The following is a 21996-nucleotide window of genomic DNA, read 5'->3' on the forward strand; positions in this document are numbered from 1 at the left end:
CGTGCCGAAGACTGGAATATAGTTCTATTACCAGCGCTGACCAAGGAGGGGCCATGCCCGAGGCAGTCATCGTCGCAACCGCGCGTTCCCCGATCGGACGAGCCTTCAAGGGTTCGCTCAAGGAGATCCGGCCCGACGACCTGACCGTCCAGATGATCCGGGCGGCGCTGGCCAAGGTGCCCCAGCTCGACCCCACCTCCATCGAGGACATCATGCTCGGCTGCGGCCTGCCCGGGGGCGAGCAGGGCTTCAACATGGCCCGCGTGGTGGCGGTGATGCTGGGGCTCGACAACGTGCCCGGCACCACCGTGACCCGCTACTGCTCCTCCTCGCTGCAGACCACCCGGATGGCCTTCCACGCGATCAGGGCGGGAGAGGGCGACGTCTTCGTCTCGGCCGGCGTCGAGACCGTCTCCCGCTTCGCCAAGGGCAGCTCCGACTCGCTGCCCGACACGCACAACCCGCTCTTCCTCGGTGCCGGGGACCGGACGAAGGAGTTCGCCGAGGGCGGGCACGTCTGGCACGACCCGCGCGAAGACGGCGAGGTCCCCGACGTCTACATCGCCATGGGCCAGACGGCCGAGAACCTGGCCCAGCTCAAGGGCGTCTCCCGCCAGGAGCAGGACGAGTTCGGCGTGCGGTCGCAGAACCTGGCCGAGAAGGCGCTGGCCGACGGGTTCTGGCAGAAGGACATCACGCCGGCCACCCTTCCCGACGGGAGCGTGGTCTCCAAGGACGACGGGCCCAGGGCCGGCACGACGTACGAGAAGGTCGCCACGCTGGCCCCCGTCTTCCGCCCCGACGGCACCGTCACGGCGGGCAACTGCTGCCCGCTGAACGACGGGGCGGCGGCGGTCGTGGTGATGAGCGACGTCAAGGCCGCCGAGCTGGGCATCACGCCGCTGGCCAGGATCGTGTCCACCGGAGTCACCGGCCTGTCCCCCGAGATCATGGGCCTGGGGCCGGTGGAGGCGTCCAGGCAGGCGCTGGCCAGGGCCGGGATGGCGATCGACGACATCGACCTGGTGGAGATCAACGAGGCGTTCGCGGCCCAGGTGATCCCGTCGTACCGGGAGCTGGGCGTCGACCTCGACCGGCTCAACGTCAACGGCGGGGCCATCGCGGTCGGGCACCCGTTCGGGATGACGGGCGCCCGGATCACCTCGACCCTGATCAACAGCCTCCAGCACCACGACAAGAGCATCGGGCTGGAGACCATGTGCGTCGGCGGCGGCCAGGGCATGGCCATGGTCCTCGAGCGCCTGAGCTGACCCCTGAGGCCGGTTCCGCCCTTGCCCCCGCACTGGGGTGGGGGCGGCTCAGCCGTGGCGGTCAGGGCCCGCGTGGGCGGGCGTGATGCGCATGATGACGCGCCGGTCGCGGATCATGGCGGCGCGGTAGTCGTCCCAGTCGGGGTGCTCGCCTGAGATGTCCCGGTAGTAGGTGACCAGCGCCTCCATGGCGTCGGGCAGGGGGACCAGCTCCGCGGTGCCGTCCACCTGGATCCACTCGCCGAAGAACCGGTCGGTGAAGACGCACAGGGACACCTGCGGATCGCGGCGGACGTTGCGCACCTTGACCGCCGTCTCCCTGGTGCTGATCACCACGTGCCCGTCCTGCACCCCTGCCGTGACCGGTGACATCTGCGGACGCCCGTCGCCGTGGCGGGTCAGCAGGACGGCGTGGTGGTTTTCGCGGAGAAAGCCGAGAGCCTTGTCGAGATCCATGCCCTCATGATGACGCGCCCGTGCTGGGGGCACGGGCGCGGGGGACGGGTTTGGGCCTAGATGAAGCCCATGCGGTTACGGCGGTGCCGCTCGTGCTCGTGGACGATGGCGGCGGCGTAGCCGTGGGTCAGCCCGTGCTCGTCGGCGAGCCAGTTGGCCCGCTCGGCGCACCTCAGGAAGGCCGGGCCGTTGTCGATGGCTTGAAACCACTCTGGGAGTTCGCGTCCCGTGATCGTCGGGACTCTTGCGATGAGCTTCGTCTGCGTCTCCGGTGAGTGGTTCAAGGACATGGGCACCTCCGCGAATTGGGGTCCTTTGCTTGACACTGCAACACGGACGTGCGAATGGCAACCCCTGGGCCCGGCATCATTTCGTGACGGCGGGTAGATTTTCGGTCGCACAGCGAGAGGGCCCCGCCTGAACGGCGAGGCCCTCCGGGGTTACGCGACGCTGAACGGTCAGTCGCTACTGCTGAAATAGCTGACGAACCGCAGCACCTCGAGGTAGATCCACACCAGGCTCAGCGTCAGCCCGAAGGCGCACTGCCAGGCGAACTTCTCCGGCGCGCCCTGCTTGACGCCCTGCTCGATCGAGTCGAAGTCGAGCAGCAGGAAGAAGCAGCCGAGCAGGATCATGGCGATGCTGAAGATCCACCCGAGCGGGCTGTCGGTGCGCAGGCCGAGGCCGCCGTCGTTGAACAGGCCGACGAGCAGGTTGACCAGCATCAGGCCGAGCGCCGCGATCGCGGCGGCCACGGTGAACTTCACCAGCTTGGGTGTGACGCGGACGATGCGCAGGGAGTAGACGGTCAGCACCGCGCCGAACGCGAACGCCGTGCCCAGCACCGCCTGGAGCACGATGCCGCTGATCATCCCCTCGAAGACCGAGCTGATCTTGCCCAGGAAGACACCCTCGAACACCGCGTACGCCAGGATGAGCGCCGGGTTGGTGCTCATCGTGAACGAGGCGATCAGGCCCAGGATCAGCGCGACCACGGCCGCTCCGATGGCGACCATCGGCGGCACGTCGAGGATCCAGGCCGCGGCAGCAGCCACGACAAGCGCCCCGAGGGTCAGGAACCCTCGCACCACGACGTCGTCGAGCGTCATGGTCCGGAACGCCGGCCGGGACGGGGGTGCGTACGACGGGGCGTCGTACATGTTCTGCAACTGGTCCGGGGACGGGTTGGGACCGGCCCAGCCCGTCGCGGCCTGCTGCCGCGACCTGCTGAATACGGGGTTCTTGCTCTCCATCGCTGCCTCCTGTGACGCCGAGCCTACGGGGCGCGGCGTCACCATGGTCATCTGACGCTCAGACCGATGCTCATTCGGGACCTCGGCTCCGTTCCCAACGAACATGCCCACCGGCGAGTTCCCTTGGTCATCCGCGAAGGGAAGAATCTTGCTCCCCCGCCGCCCGGCCGGCCCCGCGCACCCGCCCGTCGCCCCGGCCCGCTCCCCGACGTGCACCTTCGGGCACGAAGGCGACTATCGCCATTACCCGCCGCGAAAAGACCGGTTGTAAAGCGTAGTCATCCATTCACAGAAAGAAACTCCCGCAAAGCGCGGAGAAGGCAGAGAACCATCGGCTTGTCAATATCGACAGGAGCACGAAATGTTTTCGAGCGGGCGAACACCAGGTTGTGTCCCGGAGCCGCCCGGTAGAGCTTACTCGGGTGCCCCGCGACGCCCTCAGCCGGTCCGCCACCGGCCCTCCACCAGGCGTGATCGCACGGTGACAGAACAAATCCGTAACAACTCGATATCGGCTGGACGGCCCTGTCGCGAGCTTGCGGTAAACCTCCAGGTCAGCGACCTAAAGACAATGAAGATGGCAAGTGCCCCCGGCGGGATTCGAACCCGCACGTCAACCCTTTTAAGGGGTTTGCCTCTGCCATTGGGCTACGGGGGCGCCGCAATCATACGAAACAGACCATGCTTCCGAGGAGCACAACTTCGCATCAGGCGCCACAAGTGTGAAGTCTGCGGTGAAGTGATAGCGCTCCGGGGACTCTGCCCAAGAAGAGTAGACCGTCCAGATGGTCCAGTTGGTGCTGAATGCAGCGTGCTTCGAAGGCATCCGCTTCGATCGTGACCGCCTCGCCGGTGCCTGGCAAATGCCCATGTACGGTGATACGGCCCGCACGGCGTACGTCGGCCGTGAGCCCCGGCACGGACGCGCACCCCTCGCGCCCGTCCTCCCAGTCGGCCGCGCCGGCGAGCCGTGGATTGGCCACCACGAGCTCTCCGGCCCACGACCGGCTCCTACGGTGGCTCCCGGCGTCAAAGGCGATCAGACGCCAGCTCAGGCCGATCTGGGGGGCCGCCAGGCCGCTTGTGGCGGGCGTGCGGCGCAACGTGGCCAGCAGGTCCGCCGCCGCGGCCACGACTTCGGGGGCGGTCGGCTCCACCGGCTCGGCCACCGCGGACAGGAGGGGGTGCGGGGCCCCGAGCACCGCCCGCGCCACCCCACCGGCAGGTGATCCGGCGGGCGCACCGGTGGGACGGGTCACAGCAGATCCGGTTCGACGGGCCGGAAGGTGATGTCCGAGGCCAGGCTCGCGCCGACGGCCGCCAGCCGGCGCATGAGCGCCGCCACGTCCACGTCCTTCGGCAGCTCGACGTCGGCGATCAGCACGTAGAGGCGTCCGCTGAGCCTGGTGCTCATGCCGGTGATGTTCCCGCCGTCCTCCGCCAGGACCGCGCTGATGCCCGAGATGATGCCCGGCCGGTCGGGGCCGTGCACGGTCAGGACGTAGCCCAGCCCACCGCCGTCGTCGCAGAAGTGGCGGCGGGCCTCGATGGCCGAGGCGCTGACCACCAGGTCGGGCGCGCCGAGGCGCTTCATCAGCTCGCCGGAGTCCAGCTCGCCGGAGACGAGCAACATCATCGCGACGTGGCCGCCGAGCAACGTCATGGTCGAGTCCTGGATGTTCGCCCCGCAGTCGGCGAGCGAACCGGTTACTGCGGCGATGACGCCAGGCCGGTCGACGCCGAGCACGGTCACCGCTGTGAGACCCACCCGTGGTACCCCTTCCGCTTGCGACCAGGGGCGCCGAAAGAGCCCCGGCGGAGGACCGCCGGGGCGCTGCCGTACCTGGGCTAGCGGCGAGTCGTCGCCACCGCGGCCCTGAAGCCCTCGCGCGGGTGCTCCATCTCACCCAGTGAGATCGTCTCCCTCTTGAAGAACAGGGCCAGCGTCCAATCGACGACGACACGGACCTTGCGGTTCAGCGTCGGCACCCGCGACAGATGGTAGGTCCGGTGCATGAACCACGCAGGGAATCCGCGAAGCTTGAGGCCATAGACATTGGCGACGCCTTGGTGCAGGCCGAGACCGGCCACCGATCCGACATACTTGTGGCGGTATTCAGCCAGTTCCTGTCCGCGCAGGTACCGGACGATGTTGTCGGCCAGCACCTTCGCCTGACGGACCGCGTGCTGGGCGTTGGGCGCGCAGTACTGTCCGGGGTTCGTCACGTCCGGCACTCCGGCGGCGTCGCCCGCCGCGAAGGCCCCCGGGGTGCCGACCACGGACAGCTTGGCGGTGGTCTTGATCCGGCCGCGCTCGTCGAGCGGCAGGTCGCCGTCGTTGACCACGGGGCTGGGCTTGACCCCCGCGGTCCACACGAGCGTCTCCGCGTCGAACTCCGAGCCGTCCGACAGCACCACGTGCCCGCCCTCGCAGGAGTTCAGGCGCGTCTCCAGCTTGACCTCGATGCCGCGCTCGCGCAGTTGCTCCAGCGTCCACCTGCCCATCTCGGGGCCGACCTCGGGCAGCACCCGGTTCGTGGCCTCCACGAGCACCCAGCGGATGTCCGACGGCGTGAGGTTGCGGTAGTAGCGGGTGGAGTGCTTGGCCATGTCCTCCAGCTCGGCGAGCGCCTCCACGCCCGCGAACCCGGCCCCCACCACCACGAACGTCAGCGCCCTGCGCCGCACCTCCGGGTCGTCGGTCGACTCGGCCACGTCGAGCAGGTGCAGTACGCGGTTGCGCAGCGCGATCGCCTCCCCGACGGTCTTGAAGCCGATGCCGATGTCGGTGAGCCCGGGAATGGGCAGCGTACGGGAGATCGACCCGGCGGCCATCACGATCACGTCGTAGGCCACCTGGCGGGCGTCGCCCTCGGCGGGCTGGAACGTGACGGTGCGCGCCGAGTGGTCGATCTTGGTGACCGTTCCGTTGAGTATGCGCACCTTGGAGAGGATCCGCCGGAGCGGAGCCACCACGTGGCGGGGCGAGAGGTTACCCGCCGCCGCCTCAGGCAAGAACGGCTGGTAGGTCATGTAGGACTGGGGGTCGATGATCGTGATGCGGACTTCGCCGGCGCGCAGCTCCCGGTGGAGCTTGCGCTGCAGCCGGAGCGCTGTGTACAGGCCGACGTATCCGCCGCCGACGATCAAGATGTGCTTGTTCATCCTGAGGCCCCATCCCTCGTGGTGCTTGTGAAAGCATTCACAAGCTTACGGCAAGCGCTCTTGATGAGGCCAATCCCGGGGTGGTGCAACGCGTCACACAGCCAGTGCTCCGGCCCTGGTGAAGATCTCGTCCAGCATCTGGGCGGTGACGCGGCCGGTGAAGGTGTTCTGCTGGCTGGGGTGGTAGCAGCCGATGAGCGTGACGGGCGACCCGCCGTGGCGGACCTCCACCTCGACCCCGTGGCCGAAGGCCGGGCGGCTGCGCGGCAGCGTGTAACCGGCGTCCTTGAGCGCGGGCCACATGGCCTGCCAGGCGTACCCGCCGAGCGCCACCACCACCCGTACGGTCGGCGCGACCAGGGCCATCTCCCGCGCCATCCACGGGAAGCAGGCGGCCTTCTCCTCCGGCGTGGGCTTGTTGGCGGGCGGGGCGCAGCGTACCGAGGCCAGCACGCGGGTGCCGAGCAGCTTCTGGCCGTCGCCCGCGTGGGTGCTGGTCTCCTGCGTGGCCAGGCCGCTGCGGTGGAGCGAGGCGAACAGCCAGTCGCCGCTGCGGTCGCCGGTGAAGATGCGCCCGGTCCTGTTGCCGCCGTGGGCGGCCGGGGCCAGGCCGACCAGCAGGATCGACGGCCGCTCGGCGCCCCAGCCGGGGACGGGGCGGCCCCAGTACGTCTCGTCCGCGAACGCCCGCCGCTTGACCTGGGCGACCTCCTCGCGCCACGTCACCAGGCGCGGGCACGCGCGGCAGACGGACTGCTCGGCCGTCAGCTCCGCGAGCGTCCCACAGGCGGCGGCGAGGCGGCGCACGTCGGCGGGGTCGAGCGCGACCGGGGTCTCGGCGGTCGCGGGGTCGCCGGGCCAGCCGGTGCCAGGAGGTACGAAGCTCATGACACCGATGGTGCCCGATCGGCCCCACCGCCTCGGCCCGATCCCGCACCTCCACGGCCCCGGCACCCCTGGCCCTCGCCCCCACGCCTCCTCGGCCTGACACCCCTGGGCCTTGCCCCCGCGCCTCTTCGGGCCCGCCTGGGCCCCCAACCCCGCACCGCCCTCGGCCCCGGCGCTCCTGGCGCCGAGGGGGGGCGGCGGCTGCCGTCCGCGTGGTTCGGGCGCCGGTGGAAGGTGGCGTCGTGGCACGAAAAACCGGGTGGCGCCCGAAGGTGCCACCCGGTTCATCCGATCTACGTCTTCGACCGATCACCCGCGTCCGGTCGATCGACGTCCAAGCCGACCGGTGTCTTCAACCGACCAGGTCGTGCCGCTCAGGGAGTCGGCGCGGCGGTCGGGGAAGCGGTCTTCGTCGGCGTGGGGGTCGGGGTCGGGGTCGGGTCCTGGCAAGCGGCGTAGGACCTGGTGGCCGTGTCGCCGTTGTCGGGGCCGGTGATCGCCAGCGAGACGGTACCGCCGCTGGTGTCCGCGCCGGACACCGGGACCGAGATCCCGGAGATGCCCTGCGTGCCCTTGCCGTCGAAGTAGACCTCACCGCTTCTGACCGACTTGCCGTTCACGGACCAGGTGTAACGCACCTTGCCCTTGCCGGTCGCGTGGATGAAACCGTCAGCGGCGACCCGGCAGTTGGTGCTGCTCGGCGTCGTGATGCTGGCGGTCACCTTGGTGGTGGGGTACTCCGGGCCGCTGTCCTTGCACCAGACCTTGTAGTAGGCCCGGTTGGAGGAGGTGCCGTCGGGGCTGATGATCTGGAGCTGCGCCCAGCCGCGCTGGCTGTACCGCGGCGAGATGCCGAAGTCCACCTTGCGCGTGTCGTAGACCTTGACCTTGCCGTAGTCGACGACGTCACCGTTGAGAACCCAGCGGTAACGCACCCACGTCGGGCGGTTGGCCTGGATCACGCCGACGAAGTCGATCTTGTCGCCGGGGGTGCAGGGGCCGACGTACGAGCTGGGGCTGGCCCACGCGCGGGCCTTCACCGAGACGTCGAGGTGCGTACGCGCCTCCTTGAGCGGCTCCTGGCAGGAGACGGAGAAGTAGCCCTTCTTCGAGGTGACCTTCTTCGGACCGAGGACCTGGAGGGCCTCCCAGCCCTTGACGTCCTCGTCGAAGGTGATCGACTGCCTGACCGTCACCGTCTTGGTGCCCTTGCCCGAGAGCTTGACCACCTTGACCTTGCTCTTGGACCCGTCACCGTGGAGCCAGCGGTAGGCCAGCTCCGTCTTGCCCTTGAGCGCCACCTTGACCTTGGCCGAGAAGTTGACCTTGACCGGGCAGCCGCCCTCGTAATTACGGGTGGAGGCCGTCGGCGTGGACACCGAGACCTTGGACGCCGACTTCGACGTCGACTTCGCCTTGGCGGCCGTCGCCGTCGAGGCCGTCGCCGAGGTGGCCGCCTGGGCGGGGCCCGCGACCAGAGCGGCGGCCATTGTCGCCAGCACCGCGGCCGAAGCGCCGAACGCGGCGGCCTTACGTGCTAACCCAACAGACATCATGTGAGAGTGCTCCATTCCGTGAGGGAAGAGGCGCGCTCGGGAACGGTCGCCACGCCAGCGCCTTCCGCGCACAGCGATATGGCAAAGCCCCCGTAATGCCCCTTTACCTAAGCACAATAGCGTTTGCACGCTCAAGACGATCAGTAGATCGGAAATGTCCGGATTTCTTCAGTTACCGGCGAGTGACCAGGCCATTCCATCGAGGATGTCATGTTCGCTCACGATGACCTGGGGAAACGCGAAACGGCGGACGATACGGTCAAGAATTAGCGCGCCGGCGCCAATCACGTCAACCCGCCCCGGATGCATCACGGGGACCTGGGCACGCTCACTGTGGGTCATCCCGAGCAGCCGCCGCGTCACGTCGTGGATCTCCGCTGCCGAGATGCGCGAGTGGTGGATGCGCGTCGAGTCGTACGCGGGCAGGCCGAGCGCGATGCCCGCGACCGTCGTCACCGAGCCCGCCAGGCCCACCAGCGTGCGCGCCCGCCGGACGGGGACCTCCGCCTCGACCCGGTCGAGCGCCGCCTCGACGTCGGCCACCACGGCCTCCAGGGCCGGCGCCGACGGCGGGTCTCCGGCGTCGCGCAGGTGGCGCTCGGTCAGGCGGACACAGCCGATGTCGACCGACAGCGCCGCCTGGGCGTGCTCGGTGCCGACCACGAACTCGGTGGAGCCGCCGCCGATGTCCACCACCAGGTAGGGCGGAACCGGGCCAGGCGCCTTCGCGGTCTCCGGCGACAGGCGCGCCAGCCCCCTGGTGGCGCCCACGAACGACAGCTCGGCCTCCTCGGCCCCCGACACCACCTCGGGCTCCACCCCGAAGATCTTCCGGACGCCGTCGACGAACTCCTGCCGGTTGGCCGCGTCTCTCGTCGCGCTCGTGGCCACCACGCGCGTGGCGGTGGCGCCGTGCCGCTCGATCAGCTCCTGGTAGCCGCGCATGGCCAGGAACGTGCGCTCCAGCGCCTCCGGCGCGAGCCTGCCGGTACGGTCGACGCCCTGACCGAGGCGGACGATCTCCATCCGCCGCTCGACGTCAGCCAGCTCGCCCCCACCAGGCTCGCCCCCGCCGGGCTCGTCGCCGAGATCGGCGACGAGCAGGCGTACGGAGTTGGTGCCGCAGTCGACGGCGGCTACACGCATGGTCCGTCACCCCACCAATCGGGGAGGGCGTCGAGCGCCTCCCGGCCGAACGGATTGGCCCCCGGCGCCGCCAGCTCGTGCGCCACGAGCGCGTGCAGGCACTTGACCCGCTGCGGCATGCCGCCCGTGCTCTGCATGTCGCGCGGCAGCGGGGCCAGGCCCTCTTCCTGGGCGACCCGGTCGCGCCTGGCCACGTAGTCGTCGTGGGCGGCCCGGTAGGCGGCCGCCAGGTCGGGCTCGGTGGCCAGCCTGGCCTGCATCTCGCGCATCAGGCCCGAGCCCTCCAGCGTGCCGATGGCCGAGGCCGCCTTGGGGCAGGTCAGGTAGTAGAGGGTCGGGAACGGCGAGCCGTCGGGCAGGCGCGGCGCGGTCTCCACCACGTCGGGGTTGCCGCACGGGCAGCGGTGCGCCACCCCGCGCAACCCTCGGGGCGGCCGGCCGAGCTGCTTCTCGACGACCTCGGCGTCCTTACTGTCCAACGCTTTCCTTCCCCGTCACGGCCCTGCGGCCGGTGCCCTTGTCGGCGGCCTCCACCGACTCCCAGAGCGTCTCGTACCACGGCGGCACCTGGGCCTGCTGCTTCACGGCCGCCTGTGCCTTGCCCTGCTGGGGCTCCATCACCACGTAGCACTTCTCGCCCGGCCCGCAGTAGTGCAGGCGTTCCTTGGCGGTCTTCTTGATCCAGTTGGGGTCGTTGCTCTGCCGGTCGCGGACCAGCAGGGACTGCTTCTCCGCCTCGACCCTGGCCTTCTCCGCGCGCAGCTCGGAGAGGCTGCGGCGCAGGCTGATGTACTCGCGCACAGGGTAGGCCAGGCTCATCGCGATCGCGCACACCACGATGGCCAGAATGGCGGCCCGCCCGGTGAGCTGCGGCCTTTTCGCCAATTGCTGCACACCCCCTCAAGTGCGGCTCGCGGCAGGATTCGGGGCGCCGCGAGCCGTACTCGAAACTAGCGCCGAAAACGCGGGAAAGCGCCGCGACCCGCGTAGCGGGCGGCGTCATCGAGGAGTTCCTCGATGCGCAGGAGCTGGTTGTACTTGGCCACCCGCTCGGAGCGGGCCGGGGCGCCGGTCTTGATCTGCCCGCAGTTGACCGCCACGGCCAGGTCGGCGATCGTCGTGTCCTCGGTCTCGCCCGAGCGGTGGCTCATCATGCAGCGGTAGCCGCTGCGGTGGGCCAGGTCGACGGCGTCGAGCGTCTCCGACAGCGTGCCGATCTGGTTGACCTTGACCAGCAGGGCGTTGGCCGCGCCCTCGTCGATGCCGCGCTGGAGCCGCTCGGGGTTGGTCACGAACAGGTCGTCGCCGACGAGCTGCACCTTGTCGCCGAGCGAGGCGGTGATGGCCTTCCAGCCCTCCCAGTCGTCCTCGTCGAGCGGGTCTTCGATGGAGACGAGCGGGTAGTTGGCGACCAGGTCCTCGTAGAACGCGATCAGCTCCGGCGCCTGCAGGCCCTTGCCGTCGATGGTGTAGACGCCGTCCTTGTGGAACTCGGAGGCGGCCACGTCGAGCGCCACCGCGATGTCGTCGCCCGGCACGTAGCCGGCCCGCTCGACGGCGACCAGGATCAGGTCGAGCGCGTCGCGGTTGGAGGGCAGGTTGGGCGCGAAGCCGCCCTCGTCGCCCAGGCCGGTGGCGTAGCCCTTCTCCTTCAGCACGCTCTTGAGCGCGTGGTAGACCTCGGTGCCGGTGCGTACGGCCTCACGGAACGTCTCCGCCCCGATCGGCGCGATCATGAACTCCTGGATGTCCACGTTGGTGTCGGCGTGGGCGCCGCCGTTGAGGATGTTCATCATCGGCACGGGCAGCAGGTGGGCGTTGGGGCCGCCGAGGTAGCGGAAGAGCGGCAGGTCGGCGCTGTCGGCGGCGGCCTTGGCCACGGCCAGCGAGACGCCCAGGATGGCGTTGGCGCCGAGCTTGGCCTTGTTGGGCGTGCGGTCCAGGTCGATCATGATCTGGTCAATGATGCGCTGGTCCTCGGCCTCGATCCCGTTGATCTCCTCGAAGATCTCGTCGGTCACGGCGAGGACGGCCTTCTCCACACCCTTGCCGCCGTAACGCTTGCCGCCGTCACGCAGCTCGACCGCCTCGAACTGACCGGTGGACGCCCCGCTCGGTACGGCCGCGCGGCCGGTGCTGCCGTCGTCGAGCACCACCTCGACCTCGACCGTCGGGTTGCCCCGGGAGTCGAGGATCTCACGAGCGAATACGACCTCGATGGTAGCCACGGGATGCGCTCCTCAATCGAAAGGCAATATGCCATCAGAGCCTATCGGTACGCCCGCCCCCGGATACTGCACCCACCACCTGGGCCGCCGTCCCGGTCGTCGGAGGGCCCGCCCGCGCCCGGCTCAGCCGCCGGACTGGGAGCCGTCCGACGACTCCCACGTGCGCACCCGGTCCCGGTACGCCCGCGCCGCCCCCCGCAGCTCCGCCTCGGCGTCGAGCCCGCCCTGCGCGGCCCTGCGCACCAGGTCGAACAGCTCCCTGGCCACGCCCTGCCCGACCGCGGCCGACAGCGACTCGGGGGCGCCCGCCCGCTCGGCCCTGCGCAGGAGCTGCGCGGCCAGCGACAGCGCCGGCTGCCCCATGGGGACCCCGTCGAGCGCCGACTCGGCGCCCTTGGCCGCCCGCTCCGCCGCCTTGATCGCGTCCCAGTTGTCGCTGACCTCGTCGGCGCTCTCGGCCCGTACGGAGCCGAACACATGGGGGTGGCGGCGTACGAGCTTGTCGACGATGCCGGCCGCCACGTCGTCCATGTCGAAGCCCTCGGCCACCCGCGCGTGGAAGACCACCTGCAGCAGCAGGTCGCCGAGCTCCTCCCGGAGCGCCGGGTAGTCGCCCTGCTCGATGGTCTCGAGCACCTCGTACGCCTCTTCCAGCAGGTACGGCACCAGCGACTCGTGCGTCTGCTTCCGGTCCCACGGGCACTCGGTGCGCAGCCGGTCCATCACCGCGACCAGGTCGAGCACCCGCGCCCCCGGCAGGTCGTACGAGCCGGGCACGACCTCGATCGGCGGCGGCTCGGCGAGCGCGACCGCCGCGTGCCCGACCGCGCGCATGAAGTCCTCGCCGTCCTGGTCGGACAGCCACACCACGGTCTCACCGGCCGCGCGGGCGACCAGCGCCCGCGGGTCGGGCTCGACGACCTCGACCTCGACACCGGCCTCGGCCAGGTAGGGGAGCTGCGGGTGAGCGGCGGAGCCGGTCAGCACGGGACCCGAGCGCAGCGCCTGCCAGGCCGGGTGGCTCAGCAGGCCCGGCGCGACCCTGGGCGAGGTGGTGACGACGATCAGCGGCACTGATCAGCCCTGCTGCGGCTGCGGCTGCGGCTGCTGGGTGAGCCGGCCGAACCTGCCGGTGTCGACGAACAGCGCCGGGTTCTCCTGCGAGCGCTGCGGGTTGAGCACGCCGTAACGCGGGTTGAAGATCGGCCTGATCGAGCTGAACTCCTGGGCCAGCCGCTCCTGCCCCGCCTGGCCGCCGAACTGCTGCTGCAGCTTCGTCAGGCCCACCATGGCCCGGCCGTAGTCGCGGGCGTCGCCTGGCGGCACGGCGTTGGCCAGCAGGTTGATCGTGGGCGACTCGAACTGGCCGGGGTCCTTGAGCACCACGTCGACCTCGGTCTCGGTCGCCTGCACCTTGTAGCGGGTCATGAGCTGCTTGGCGATGCTCACGTTGACCAGGCGCTGGAGCACGGCCTGGCTGGCCGGCACGCCGAGCGCCGACTCGTCCAGGTTGTTCTGCTTCAACGCGGCCAGGTACGCCTGCGTGTCAGTGTTGACCTTGTTCATGGAGATGCGCTCGTTCCCGACCACGGCCGCGGCCCCGGCCTGCACGGGAGAGGAGCAGGCGGACAGCGCCACGGCCGCCGCCGCGACGGCCACAGCCACTCGTATCGACTTCACGTACGTCCCTTTCCGACCAGAAAACCGCCGTCAGCTTACCCGGGCGGGCTCGAGGAACATCGCCTCGACCAGGTCGCCGCACCATTTGAGCAGGTCGAGGTCGCGCAACGGCTGCCCGCCGAGCGGCTTGGTCTTGGGCACCGGCACCAGCAGCGTCTCCGCCGCCTGCTTGTATATCGCCTTCTTGTACAGCCGGTCGAGCCGGACCTGCTGCGACTCCCTCAACCGGGCCGGGCCGAACTTGATGTTCTGCCCCTGCAGCGTGACGTCGGTGAGCCCGGCCGCGCGGGCCCTGATGCGGAACCTGGCCACCTCCAGCAGGTTCTCCACCTCGGCCGGCGGCCTGCCGTAGCGGTCTGTCAGCTCCGCGCGCACCTCGTCGATGTCGGCGGGGGCGGCGATGGCCGCGATCCGCCTGTACGCCTCCAGCCGCAGCCGCTCGGAGGTCACGTAGTCGTGCGGGATGTGGGCGTTGATCGGCAGCTCGACCTTGACGTCGGCCTGCTCCTGCTGCACCTCGCCGCCTGTCAGCTTGGCCTTCTGCTCCTGCACCGCCTCGGACATGAGCCGGACGTACAGGTCGAAGCCGACGCCCGCGATGAACCCGGACTGCTCGGCGCCCAGCACGTTGCCCGCGCCGCGGATCTCCAGGTCCTTCATCGCGACGTACATGCCCGCGCCCATCTCGGTGTGCTGCGAGATCGTGGCCAGCCGCTCGTGGGCGGTCTCGGTGAGCGGCTTCTCCGGCGGGTAGAGGAAGTAGGCGTAGCCGCGCTCCCTGCCCCGCCCGACGCGGCCACGGAGCTGGTGGAGCTGGGACAGGCCGTAGTTGTCCGCCCGGTCCACGATCAGCGTGTTGGCGTTGGGCACGTCGAGCCCCGACTCGACGATCGTGGTGGAGACGAGCAGGTCGTACTCGCGTTCCCAGAAGCCCACCATGATCTTCTCTAGCTGGTGCTCGTTCATCTGGCCGTGCGCGACCGCGATGCGTGCCTCGGGCACCAGCTCGCGCAGCCGCGCGGCGACCCGGTTGATCGAGGCCACCCGGTTGTGCACGAAGAAGATCTGGCCGTCGCGCATCAGCTCGCGCCGGATCGCCGCGCCGATCTGCTTCTCCTCGTAGGGGCCCACGAACGTGAGGATCGGGTGCCGCTCCTCCGGCGGCGTGAGGATCGTGGACATCTCGCGGATGCCCGTCAGCCCCATCTCCAGCGTGCGCGGGATCGGGGTGGCGGACATGGCCAGCACGTCGACCTGCGTGCGCAGGTGCTTCATGGCCTCCTTGTGCTCGACACCGAACCGCTGCTCCTCGTCGATGATGATCAGCCCCAGGTCCTTGAACCTGACCTCGGGGCTCAGCAGCCGGTGCGTGCCGATCACCACGTCGACCGCGCCCGACCTGATCCCTTCGAGCGTGCCCTTGACCTCGCCGTCGGTCTGGAAACGCGAGACCGGCTTCAGCGTGACGGGGAAGCTGGAGAAGCGCTCGGTGAAGGTGGACATGTGCTGCTGCACCAGCAGCGTCGTGGGCACCAGCACCGCGACCTGCTTGCCGTCCTGCACCGCCTTGAACGCCGCCCGCACCGCGATCTCGGTCTTGCCGTAGCCGACGTCGCCGCAGATCAGCCGGTCCATCGGGACGCCGCGCTCCATGTCGCGCTTGACCTCGTCGATGGCCTCGAGCTGGTCGCCGGTCTCCGCGTAGGGGAAGGCGTCCTCCATCTCCCGCTGCCACGGCGTGTCGTCCCCGAACGCGTGTCCCGGCGAGGCCATGCGCGCGGAGTAGAGCCTGATCAGCTCGCCGGCGATCTCCTTGACCGCCTTCTTCGCCCGCGACTTGGCCTTGGACCAGTCGGCGCCGCCCATGCGGTTGAGCGTGGGGGCCTCGCCGCCGACGTAGCGGGTGACCTCGTCGAGCTGGTCGGTGGGCACGTAGAGGCGGTCGCCCTTGGCGTACTCGATGACGAGGTATTCGCGGGTCGCGCCCTGCACCGTGCGCTGGACCATCTCGATGTAGCGGCCCACGCCGTGCTGCTCGTGCACCACGTGGTCGCCGACCTTGAGCTGGAGCGGGTCGACCATGTTGCGGCGGCGCGAGGGCAGGCGCCGCATGTCTTTCGTGGACGCCTTCTGGCCGACCAGGTCGAGGTGGGTGAGCACGGCCAGGGTGGGCGTGATGAAGCCGTGCTCGATCAGTCCGGTCGTGACGTGGACGACCTTGGGCTCGGGGGCCTTGTCCAGGTACTGCTGGAGCCTGGCGGGCACGTCGACGCCCTTGAGCAGCTCGACCATGCGCTCGGCCGGGCCATGGCCCTCGCTGAGCAGCACGACGGCCTTGTCGTCGGCCAGCCAGCCCTTGATGTCGGCCAGCGCCTTGGCGGTGTCGCCGCGGTACGCCTCGGAGTCCTGCGCGTCCAGCTCGGCCCCCGCGCCGAAGGGCGCCATCGTCCACCACGGCTGGCCCAGCGCGTCGGCGTGGTCGCGGATCTCCTCCAGCGTGCGGAACGCGGCCGCGCCCAGGTCGATCGGGGCCTCGCCGCCGGCCGCGGCGTTGATCCAGGAGGCTTCGAGGAACTCCTGCGAGGTGCGTACGAGCTCCTCGGCCCGCCCCCTGATCCGCTCGGGGTCGCACACGAACACCGCGGACCTGATGGGCAGGTGGTCGAGCAGCAGGTCCATCTCCCCGGCCAGCACGGGCGCGAACGCCTCCATGCCCTCGACCGGCGTGCCCTCGGCGAGCTGGTCGAGCACCTCGGCCAGCGCGGGATGCTGCTCGGCCAGCTCGCGCGCCTGGGCACGGACTTCGCCGGTCAGCAGCAGCTCCCGGCACGGCGGCGCGAACAGCCCGTCTTCCGCCGCCTCCAGCGAGCGCTGGTCGGCCACCTTGAACCAGCGGATCTCCTCGACCGTGTCGCCCCAGAACTCCAGCCGCAGCGGGTGCTCCTCGGTGGGCGGGAACACGTCGAGCAGCCCGCCCCGCACGGCCACCTCGCCGCGCTTCTCCACCATGTCGACTCGGTGGTAGCCGTTGTCGACCAGGTTGCGGACGACGTCGTCGAGGTCGGCGTCGTCACCGGCGCGCAGCCTGATGGGCTCGAGGTCGCCCAGGCCCTTCACGATGGGCTGCAGCAGGGCCCTGACCGGCGTCACGATCACGCTGAGCGGCCCGGCGGCGGTGTCGCCCTTGACCGGGTGGGCCAGCCGGCGCAGCACCGCCAGCCGCTGCCCGACGGTGTCGCTGCGCGGCGAGAGCCGCTCGTGCGGAAGCGTCTCCCAGGCCGGGAAGACCGCCACGGAACCGGGCTCGACCAGGCTCGTCAGCGCGGCGGCCAGGTCTTCGGCCTCGCGCCCCGTCGCCGTGACGGCCAGCACGGTGCGCTGGTCGTGCCCGGCCAGCGCGGCCACGCCGAACGGACGCAGCGCGGACGGCGCGATCAGCGAGACGTCGCCGCCCTCTTCGAGAGCGGCGGTCAGTTTCGGGTCGGCGCGAACAAGGTCAAGTAGTCCGGAAAGACTCATCAGATACGCCCACAGCCCCACGACGGCAACACGACCACCCCCGGGCCAGATGAGGTCACGGGGGTCCCCACAAGCCTACTCGCCACCGGACCTCAGCCGACGCGGCGGCCAGACCCTGAGCAACCGGGCCCGGAGCGTCCAGCCCCAGGGCAGATCAGGCGACAGGGTGACCAGGCGCACGGTGATCAGGCCCAAGGTGATCAGACACAGGGTGACCAGGATCGGGCACGGAGTAACCGGGCACCGAGGGCCAGCGCACGGTGAGCACGGTCGACGCCTCCTCCGCCCGCCACGAATGGTCGACGCCCCTGCCCCACACCACGTAGTCGCCCGGCTCCGACAGCAGCACGCTGCGCCCCGGCAGCTCCACCCGGAACCGGCCGCCGATCAGCACGAGCAGCGCGGTGCGGTGCTCGTGCCTCACCCACTCCGCCCGCTCGTCGCCCGGCGGGTGCACACCCCACTTGATCTCGACGTCGTCGCTGTGCCTCGGGTCGCCGGGGGGTTTGAAGTGACCGAGCAGCCAGCCGCGGTCACCCGCCGCGTCCGCACCGGCGTTGCCCACGTAGACCCGATCGCTCACAGGCCAGGACGCTAGCAGGGAAATGCATTACTGATCCCGATCGGTTGATTACTGTAGGTCACATGGCTGAGGTGCGATCAGTCGCCCAGAGTGGCGACCTCTTCGGTGAACGGCTCCGCGAGCACTGTGCCGGGCAGCCGATCAGGCGGCTCGACGTGCTGGTCGCCGGGTGCGCGCACGGCGAGGCGCTGGTGCTCGATCACATCGAGATCAGGGCCACCGGGGCCGACGAGGACCACCCCGAGATCAGGAGGGCGCTGAGCGAGCGGGCCGACCTGGTCGCCTGGTCGCTGGGCGACCTGCGCTCGGTGCCGCTGCCGCCGCGCGGCTTCGACGTCATCCAGCTCTCGTTCCTGCTGGAGCGCGTGCGGCACGCGGAGCTGGTCTTCGACCGGCTGCTGCAGTCGTTGCGTCCGGGCGGGCTGGTGCTGCTGCGCGTACGCGACCGGCGCTCGGCCTACGGGCTGCTCGACCGCGTCACGCCCTGGTGGCTGCGCCGCCCGCTGTGGCGGGTGCTGGTCAGGCCGGGCACCCCTGGCCCGCTGCCCGCCGTGTACGAGCCCCTGGCGTCGAGCGACGGCCTGCACGAGTTCTGCCTGAGCCGGGGCCTCATGATCACCGACGACGAGCGCAACACCAGCGGCCCGGCCCGCGGCCGGGCGATCGGCGCGGCCGCCGTCGCGGTGGCGTCCAAGCTGACCAGCGGCCGCTTCCCCGCCTCCCACGACGAGATCACCATGGTCATCAGAAAGCCCCAGCACCACTTCGCCCGCCTGATCTGACGCCCTGCCACGGGCGCATGAGGCACGGAAGGGGGCAGGGGAGGCAGGGGGGACGGTCGTGGGGGTCGCGCTCTGGCGGCACACTGGTTCTCAGTCGGTAGGGTCGTTTCGTACCAATTCAATCGGAATAGTTGGGATGCAAAAGACGTGGAGTGGACCCCCGACCCGCGCGAGCTGGCCGACCTCGAACTGCTGCTCTCCGGGGCGTTCGAGCCGCTGACCGGGTTCCTCGGCCACGACGACCTGCACGCCGTGCACGAGCGCGGCGCGCTCGCCGACGGCACCCCATGGCCCGCGCCCGTCACCCTCCGCGTCCCCGCCGACCTCTCCCCCGGCGACGAGGTCACCCTGCTCGACCCCGAGGGTCTGCCGCTGGCCGTGCTCACCGTGACCGCCCACGAGCCCGACGGCCTGACCGCCGGGACGGTCAAGGGCCTGGGCGCGCCCGAGCACGGGCCGTTCGCGCGGCTGCGGCGCACCCCGGCCCAGGTCGCCGGTGAGCTGGGCGGCCGTCCCGCGCTCGCAGTGACCATGCGCGGCCCGCTCGACGACCTCTCCGAGATCGTCGCCACCGCCAAAGAGCTGGACGCGGTGATCCTGCTGCTCCCCCTCTCCTACGGCGAGGGCGGTCCGGCCGTCGTACGCGCCGCGCTGCGCGCCAAGGAGCAGCTCCCCGCGGGGACGATCGTGGTCTCGGTCCCCCTGGCGCCCCGCGAGGAGCCGGAGCTGGACCTGGAGCTGCGCGAGCACGTCGCCACCGCCTACGGCGCGACCGAGCACCTGGCCGGCCCCGAGCCGGTGCGCATCCCCGGCCCGCCGCACCGCCGCGGCCTGGTGGTCTTCTTCACCGGCCTGTCCGGCTCCGGCAAGTCCACGATCGCCCGCGGCCTGCGCGACGCGCTGCTGGAGCTGGGCACCCGCTCGGTGACCTACCTCGACGGCGACGTGGTGCGCCACCTGCTCTCCAAGGGCCTGACCTTCTCCAAGGCCGACCGCGACCTGAACATCCGGCGCATCGGCTTCGTGGCCGCCGAGGCCGCGCGGCACGGCGGGCTGGCCGTCTGCGCCCCGATCGCGCCCTACGCGGCCACCCGCGAGGAGGTGCGCGAGATGGTCGAGTCGGTGGGGGCCGACTTCCTGCTCGTGCACGTCGCCACGCCGCTGGAGGAGTGCGAGCGCCGCGACCGCAAGGGCCTGTACGCCAAGGCCCGCGCCGGGCTCATCCCCGAGTTCACCGGCGTCTCCGACCCGTACGAGGAGCCGGAAGACGCCGACCTGGTCATCGACACCACGCACCTCTCGATCGAGGCGGCCGTGTCGCGGGTGCTGGACACGTTGCGGGGCGGAGGCTGGATTCGTTGATCGACTGGGCGCTGATCGGCGGCTCCTTCCTGGTCGCCGTCGTGGTCGGGCTGACCGGCATGGGCGGCGGGGCGCTGATGACCCCGATGATGATGTTGTTCTTCAACGTCCCGCCGCTGGCCGCGGTCTCCAGCGACCTGGTCGCCTCGGCCGTGATGAAGCCGGTCGGCAGCGTCGTCCACCTGCGCCGCGGCACCGTCAACCTGCGCCTGGTCGGCTGGCTGTGCGTGGGGTCGGTGCCGGCGGCGTTCTGCGGGGTGTTCCTGGCCAGGGCGTTCGCGGTCACCGACGCGGTCAAGTACGCCCTGGGCGTCGCCCTGCTGCTGGCCGTGGCGGGCATGGCGCTGAAGGGCCTGCTCGGCGCGAGGGGCGGCGCGTCGAGCGCGCGCGACATCGTCGTACGCCCAATTCCGACCCTACTGGTCGGTACGGTGGGCGGCCTGGTGGTGGGGGTCTCGTCCGTGGGCTCGGGATCGCTGATCATCGTGGCCCTGCTCGTGCTCTATCCGGCGCTCAAGGCCAACCAGCTCGTCGGCACCGACCTGGTGCAGGCCGTGCCGCTGGTCGCCGCCGCCGCGCTCGGCCACCTGCTGTTCGGCGACTTCCGGATGGATCTGACGCTCTCGCTGCTCGTCGGCTCGATCCCGGGCGTCTACCTCGGCGCGCGGATCTCCTCGCGCGCCCCCGGTGGCCTGATCAGGGCGATGCTGGCGATCGTGCTGCTCGCCTCCGCGCTCAAGCTGCTCGACGTGAGCACCACGCTCACCGTCTGGGCGCTGGCCGCCGCCACGGCGGTCACGGTCGTGGGCTGGCGCCTTCGGGTCAGGGCCGCGGCACGGGCGTCGAGCGGAAGTACGGATCTCGAGCCAGTTCGCTGAACGCCCGGTCGGCCCCCGGGTCGGAGTCGAAGCTGGTGTCGCCGCGCGGCGCCTGCGGCGAGTCGAAGTACAGGACCGCCTTGATCTGCGGATAGCGCTTGATCTGCCGCAGCACCGACTCGAAGAACCGGCGCTTGAACGAGCGGTCGCGCTCCCTCTCGAAGACGCCCCACTCGGCCACCATGACCGGCTTGCCGGGAAAGCGGGCCTGCATCCACCGGTAGAAGCCCGGCCACTCCGGGTATTCCTTGCGCGTCTTGTTCACGAGCCCGTCGAAGTCCTGCACCCGGTCGTCGGCGTACGGGTCCATCGCCACCCAGTCGACCACGTCGTCACCCGGGTAGAGGTCTTCGAACCAGGGCTCGGCCGCCCAGTTGGGCGCCCCCATGTACGTCATCACCACCACGGCGTTCCGCACGCCCCCGGCCCGCAGCCGCAGCACGACGTGCCGGAACATGGCCGCGTAGTCGGTGGCCCGCATGCCGGAGCCGGAGGAGTCGTCGACGTCGTTCTCCGGCTCGTGGTGCAGGGTGAGGAAGAACCGCTCGGGGAAGGTGCGCCTGAGGTAGGCGGCCAGCCGGTCGATCCGGGCGTCGAGGGCGCCGTCGGCGATCTCCGCCCAGGTGTGGTCGAACGACGGCTTCCAGTTGATCATGAGCAGCCGCGGCCTGGCCGGGTCGCGGGCCAGCCTGACCTCGGCCTCGGTGGGGAACAGCTCGCTGCCCCGGTGGTAGACGTGCAGCACGTCGGCCGCGGCGCCCATGCGTGACTCCGCGCCGTGCAGCGCCTGCTCCACCGGGGCGCCGGTGAAGACCTCAGGGGCCAGGCCCCACCAGGCGCCGCAGGACGGGATGAGCCTGGAGGTGGCCGTACAGGCGGGCGAGCCGGCGGCGGCCTGGCCGGCCGCGGGAGCCTGGGCCAGGGGGCGCAGGTGGGAGCCCTCGGCGGTGGAGCAGGCGGCCGGCGTCATGGCGAGCAACGTCGCCAGGGCGGAGCCGACGAATGCGGCTTTCGTTGTGGAATGAGAAATGCCCCGTAGCTGCAAAGCCTTCCAACCCCCTCGTCGAACGACCCCCGCCTCACACCTGAACCTTGCCATGTCATTCCTGGAACTTCAGCCAGTGTGCGAGTCTCCCCAGTTCGTGATGGGTAAGCGCCGCTCCCAATTTCCGGACATTTCCATTTATCAAGGGGCTTCTTTCCGGCCTTACCGGAAGAAAATCATGAGT

At 70.4% G+C, this 21996-nt stretch carries 21 protein-coding genes and 1 tRNA gene; 4 read left to right on the top strand and 18 right to left on the bottom strand.

Annotation, left to right across the window (positions count from 1 at the left end):
- Positions 1–53 precede the first annotated feature (53 nt).
- Entirely contained in the window at positions 54–1271 is a 1218-nt protein-coding gene (locus ACZ6S0_RS26220; protein WP_465921954.1) for an acetyl-CoA C-acetyltransferase, read from the top strand.
- 48 nt (positions 1272–1319) lie between these two features.
- Here ACZ6S0_RS26220 and ACZ6S0_RS26225 read toward each other — a convergent pair whose 3' ends face one another.
- The 17 genes from ACZ6S0_RS26225 to ACZ6S0_RS26305 form a co-directional block, all read right to left on the bottom strand.
- A complete protein-coding gene (locus ACZ6S0_RS26225) occupies positions 1320–1727 on the bottom strand; it encodes a PPOX class F420-dependent oxidoreductase (RefSeq protein WP_465921955.1) in 408 nt (135 codons plus the stop codon).
- Positions 1728–1783: 56 nt separating this feature from the next.
- Positions 1784–2017 carry a DUF4287 domain-containing protein gene (locus ACZ6S0_RS26230; protein ID WP_020545182.1) on the bottom strand — a complete coding sequence of 78 codons (234 nt, stop codon included), beginning with the start codon at positions 2015–2017 and terminating at the stop codon, positions 1784–1786.
- A gap of 168 nt (positions 2018–2185) precedes the next feature.
- On the bottom strand, positions 2186–2980 hold the full coding sequence (locus ACZ6S0_RS26235; protein ID WP_465921956.1) for a Bax inhibitor-1/YccA family protein: 795 nt from the start codon (positions 2978–2980) through the stop codon (positions 2186–2188).
- Positions 2981–3565: 585 nt separating this feature from the next.
- A tRNA-Leu gene (locus ACZ6S0_RS26240) sits at positions 3566–3638 on the bottom strand.
- 49 nt (positions 3639–3687) lie between these two features.
- Positions 3688–4239 carry a peptide deformylase gene (locus ACZ6S0_RS26245; RefSeq protein WP_465921957.1) on the bottom strand — a complete coding sequence of 184 codons (552 nt, stop codon included), beginning with the start codon at positions 4237–4239 and terminating at the stop codon, positions 3688–3690.
- A complete protein-coding gene (locus tag ACZ6S0_RS26250) occupies positions 4236–4748 on the bottom strand; it encodes a glycine cleavage system transcriptional repressor (protein WP_344880641.1) in 513 nt (170 codons plus the stop codon). The genes ACZ6S0_RS26245 and ACZ6S0_RS26250 overlap by 4 nt, the downstream gene beginning before the upstream one ends.
- A gap of 80 nt (positions 4749–4828) precedes the next feature.
- A complete protein-coding gene (locus tag ACZ6S0_RS26255; protein ID WP_465921958.1) occupies positions 4829–6145 on the bottom strand; it encodes an NAD(P)/FAD-dependent oxidoreductase in 1317 nt (438 codons plus the stop codon).
- A gap of 93 nt (positions 6146–6238) precedes the next feature.
- Positions 6239–7033: a uracil-DNA glycosylase gene (locus tag ACZ6S0_RS26260; protein WP_465921959.1), complete on the bottom strand. Its 795-nt coding sequence runs from the start codon at positions 7031–7033 to the stop codon at positions 6239–6241.
- A 374-nt stretch (positions 7034–7407) separates the two neighbouring features.
- A complete protein-coding gene (locus tag ACZ6S0_RS26265; protein WP_465921960.1) occupies positions 7408–8589 on the bottom strand; it encodes a hypothetical protein in 1182 nt (393 codons plus the stop codon).
- 168 nt (positions 8590–8757) lie between these two features.
- Positions 8758–9735 carry a Ppx/GppA phosphatase family protein gene (locus tag ACZ6S0_RS26270; RefSeq protein ID WP_465921961.1) on the bottom strand — a complete coding sequence of 326 codons (978 nt, stop codon included), beginning with the start codon at positions 9733–9735 and terminating at the stop codon, positions 8758–8760.
- On the bottom strand, positions 9726–10214 hold the full coding sequence (locus ACZ6S0_RS26275; protein ID WP_465921962.1) for a DUF501 domain-containing protein: 489 nt from the start codon (positions 10212–10214) through the stop codon (positions 9726–9728). Before ACZ6S0_RS26275 ends, ACZ6S0_RS26270 begins: the two co-directional genes overlap by 10 nt.
- Positions 10204–10620: an FtsB family cell division protein gene (locus tag ACZ6S0_RS26280; protein WP_465921963.1), complete on the bottom strand. Its 417-nt coding sequence runs from the start codon at positions 10618–10620 to the stop codon at positions 10204–10206. Before ACZ6S0_RS26280 ends, ACZ6S0_RS26275 begins: the two co-directional genes overlap by 11 nt.
- A 65-nt stretch (positions 10621–10685) precedes the next feature.
- Positions 10686–11963 (bottom strand): phosphopyruvate hydratase, encoded by a 1278-nt coding sequence (gene eno, locus ACZ6S0_RS26285; RefSeq protein WP_465921964.1) that lies wholly within the window; start codon positions 11961–11963, stop codon positions 10686–10688.
- A 123-nt stretch (positions 11964–12086) separates the two neighbouring features.
- Positions 12087–13037: a nucleoside triphosphate pyrophosphohydrolase gene (locus tag ACZ6S0_RS26290; RefSeq protein ID WP_465921965.1), complete on the bottom strand. Its 951-nt coding sequence runs from the start codon at positions 13035–13037 to the stop codon at positions 12087–12089.
- A gap of 3 nt (positions 13038–13040) precedes the next feature.
- On the bottom strand, positions 13041–13643 hold the full coding sequence (locus ACZ6S0_RS26295) for a SurA N-terminal domain-containing protein (protein ID WP_465921966.1): 603 nt from the start codon (positions 13641–13643) through the stop codon (positions 13041–13043).
- 30 nt (positions 13644–13673) lie between these two features.
- On the bottom strand, positions 13674–17162 hold the full coding sequence (gene mfd, locus ACZ6S0_RS26300; protein ID WP_465921967.1) for a transcription-repair coupling factor: 3489 nt from the start codon (positions 17160–17162) through the stop codon (positions 13674–13676).
- A 154-nt stretch (positions 17163–17316) separates the two neighbouring features.
- Entirely contained in the window at positions 17317–17745 is a 429-nt protein-coding gene (locus ACZ6S0_RS26305) for a cupin domain-containing protein (protein WP_465921968.1), read from the bottom strand.
- Between the two features lie 62 nt (positions 17746–17807).
- On the opposite strand from ACZ6S0_RS26305, the gene ACZ6S0_RS26310 reads away from it, so the two are divergent.
- From ACZ6S0_RS26310 to ACZ6S0_RS26320, 3 genes are all read left to right on the top strand, one after another.
- A complete protein-coding gene (locus ACZ6S0_RS26310) occupies positions 17808–18527 on the top strand; it encodes a class I SAM-dependent methyltransferase (protein WP_465921969.1) in 720 nt (239 codons plus the stop codon).
- Positions 18528–18674: 147 nt separating this feature from the next.
- Positions 18675–19889 carry an adenylyl-sulfate kinase gene (gene cysC, locus ACZ6S0_RS26315; protein WP_465921970.1) on the top strand — a complete coding sequence of 405 codons (1215 nt, stop codon included), beginning with the start codon at positions 18675–18677 and terminating at the stop codon, positions 19887–19889.
- Positions 19886–20767 carry a sulfite exporter TauE/SafE family protein gene (locus tag ACZ6S0_RS26320; RefSeq protein ID WP_465921971.1) on the top strand — a complete coding sequence of 294 codons (882 nt, stop codon included), beginning with the start codon at positions 19886–19888 and terminating at the stop codon, positions 20765–20767. The genes cysC and ACZ6S0_RS26320 overlap by 4 nt, the downstream gene beginning before the upstream one ends.
- On the opposite strand, the gene ACZ6S0_RS26325 is transcribed toward ACZ6S0_RS26320, so the two are convergent.
- Positions 20712–21737, bottom strand: a complete 1026-nt coding sequence (locus ACZ6S0_RS26325) for a glycoside hydrolase family 26 protein (RefSeq protein WP_465921972.1) — start codon at positions 21735–21737, stop codon at positions 20712–20714. The two genes, ACZ6S0_RS26320 and ACZ6S0_RS26325, sit on opposite strands and share 56 nt — an antisense overlap.
- Positions 21738–21996: the final 259 nt, after the last annotated feature.

This window comes from Nonomuraea sp. NPDC051298 (genome assembly GCF_055586305.1).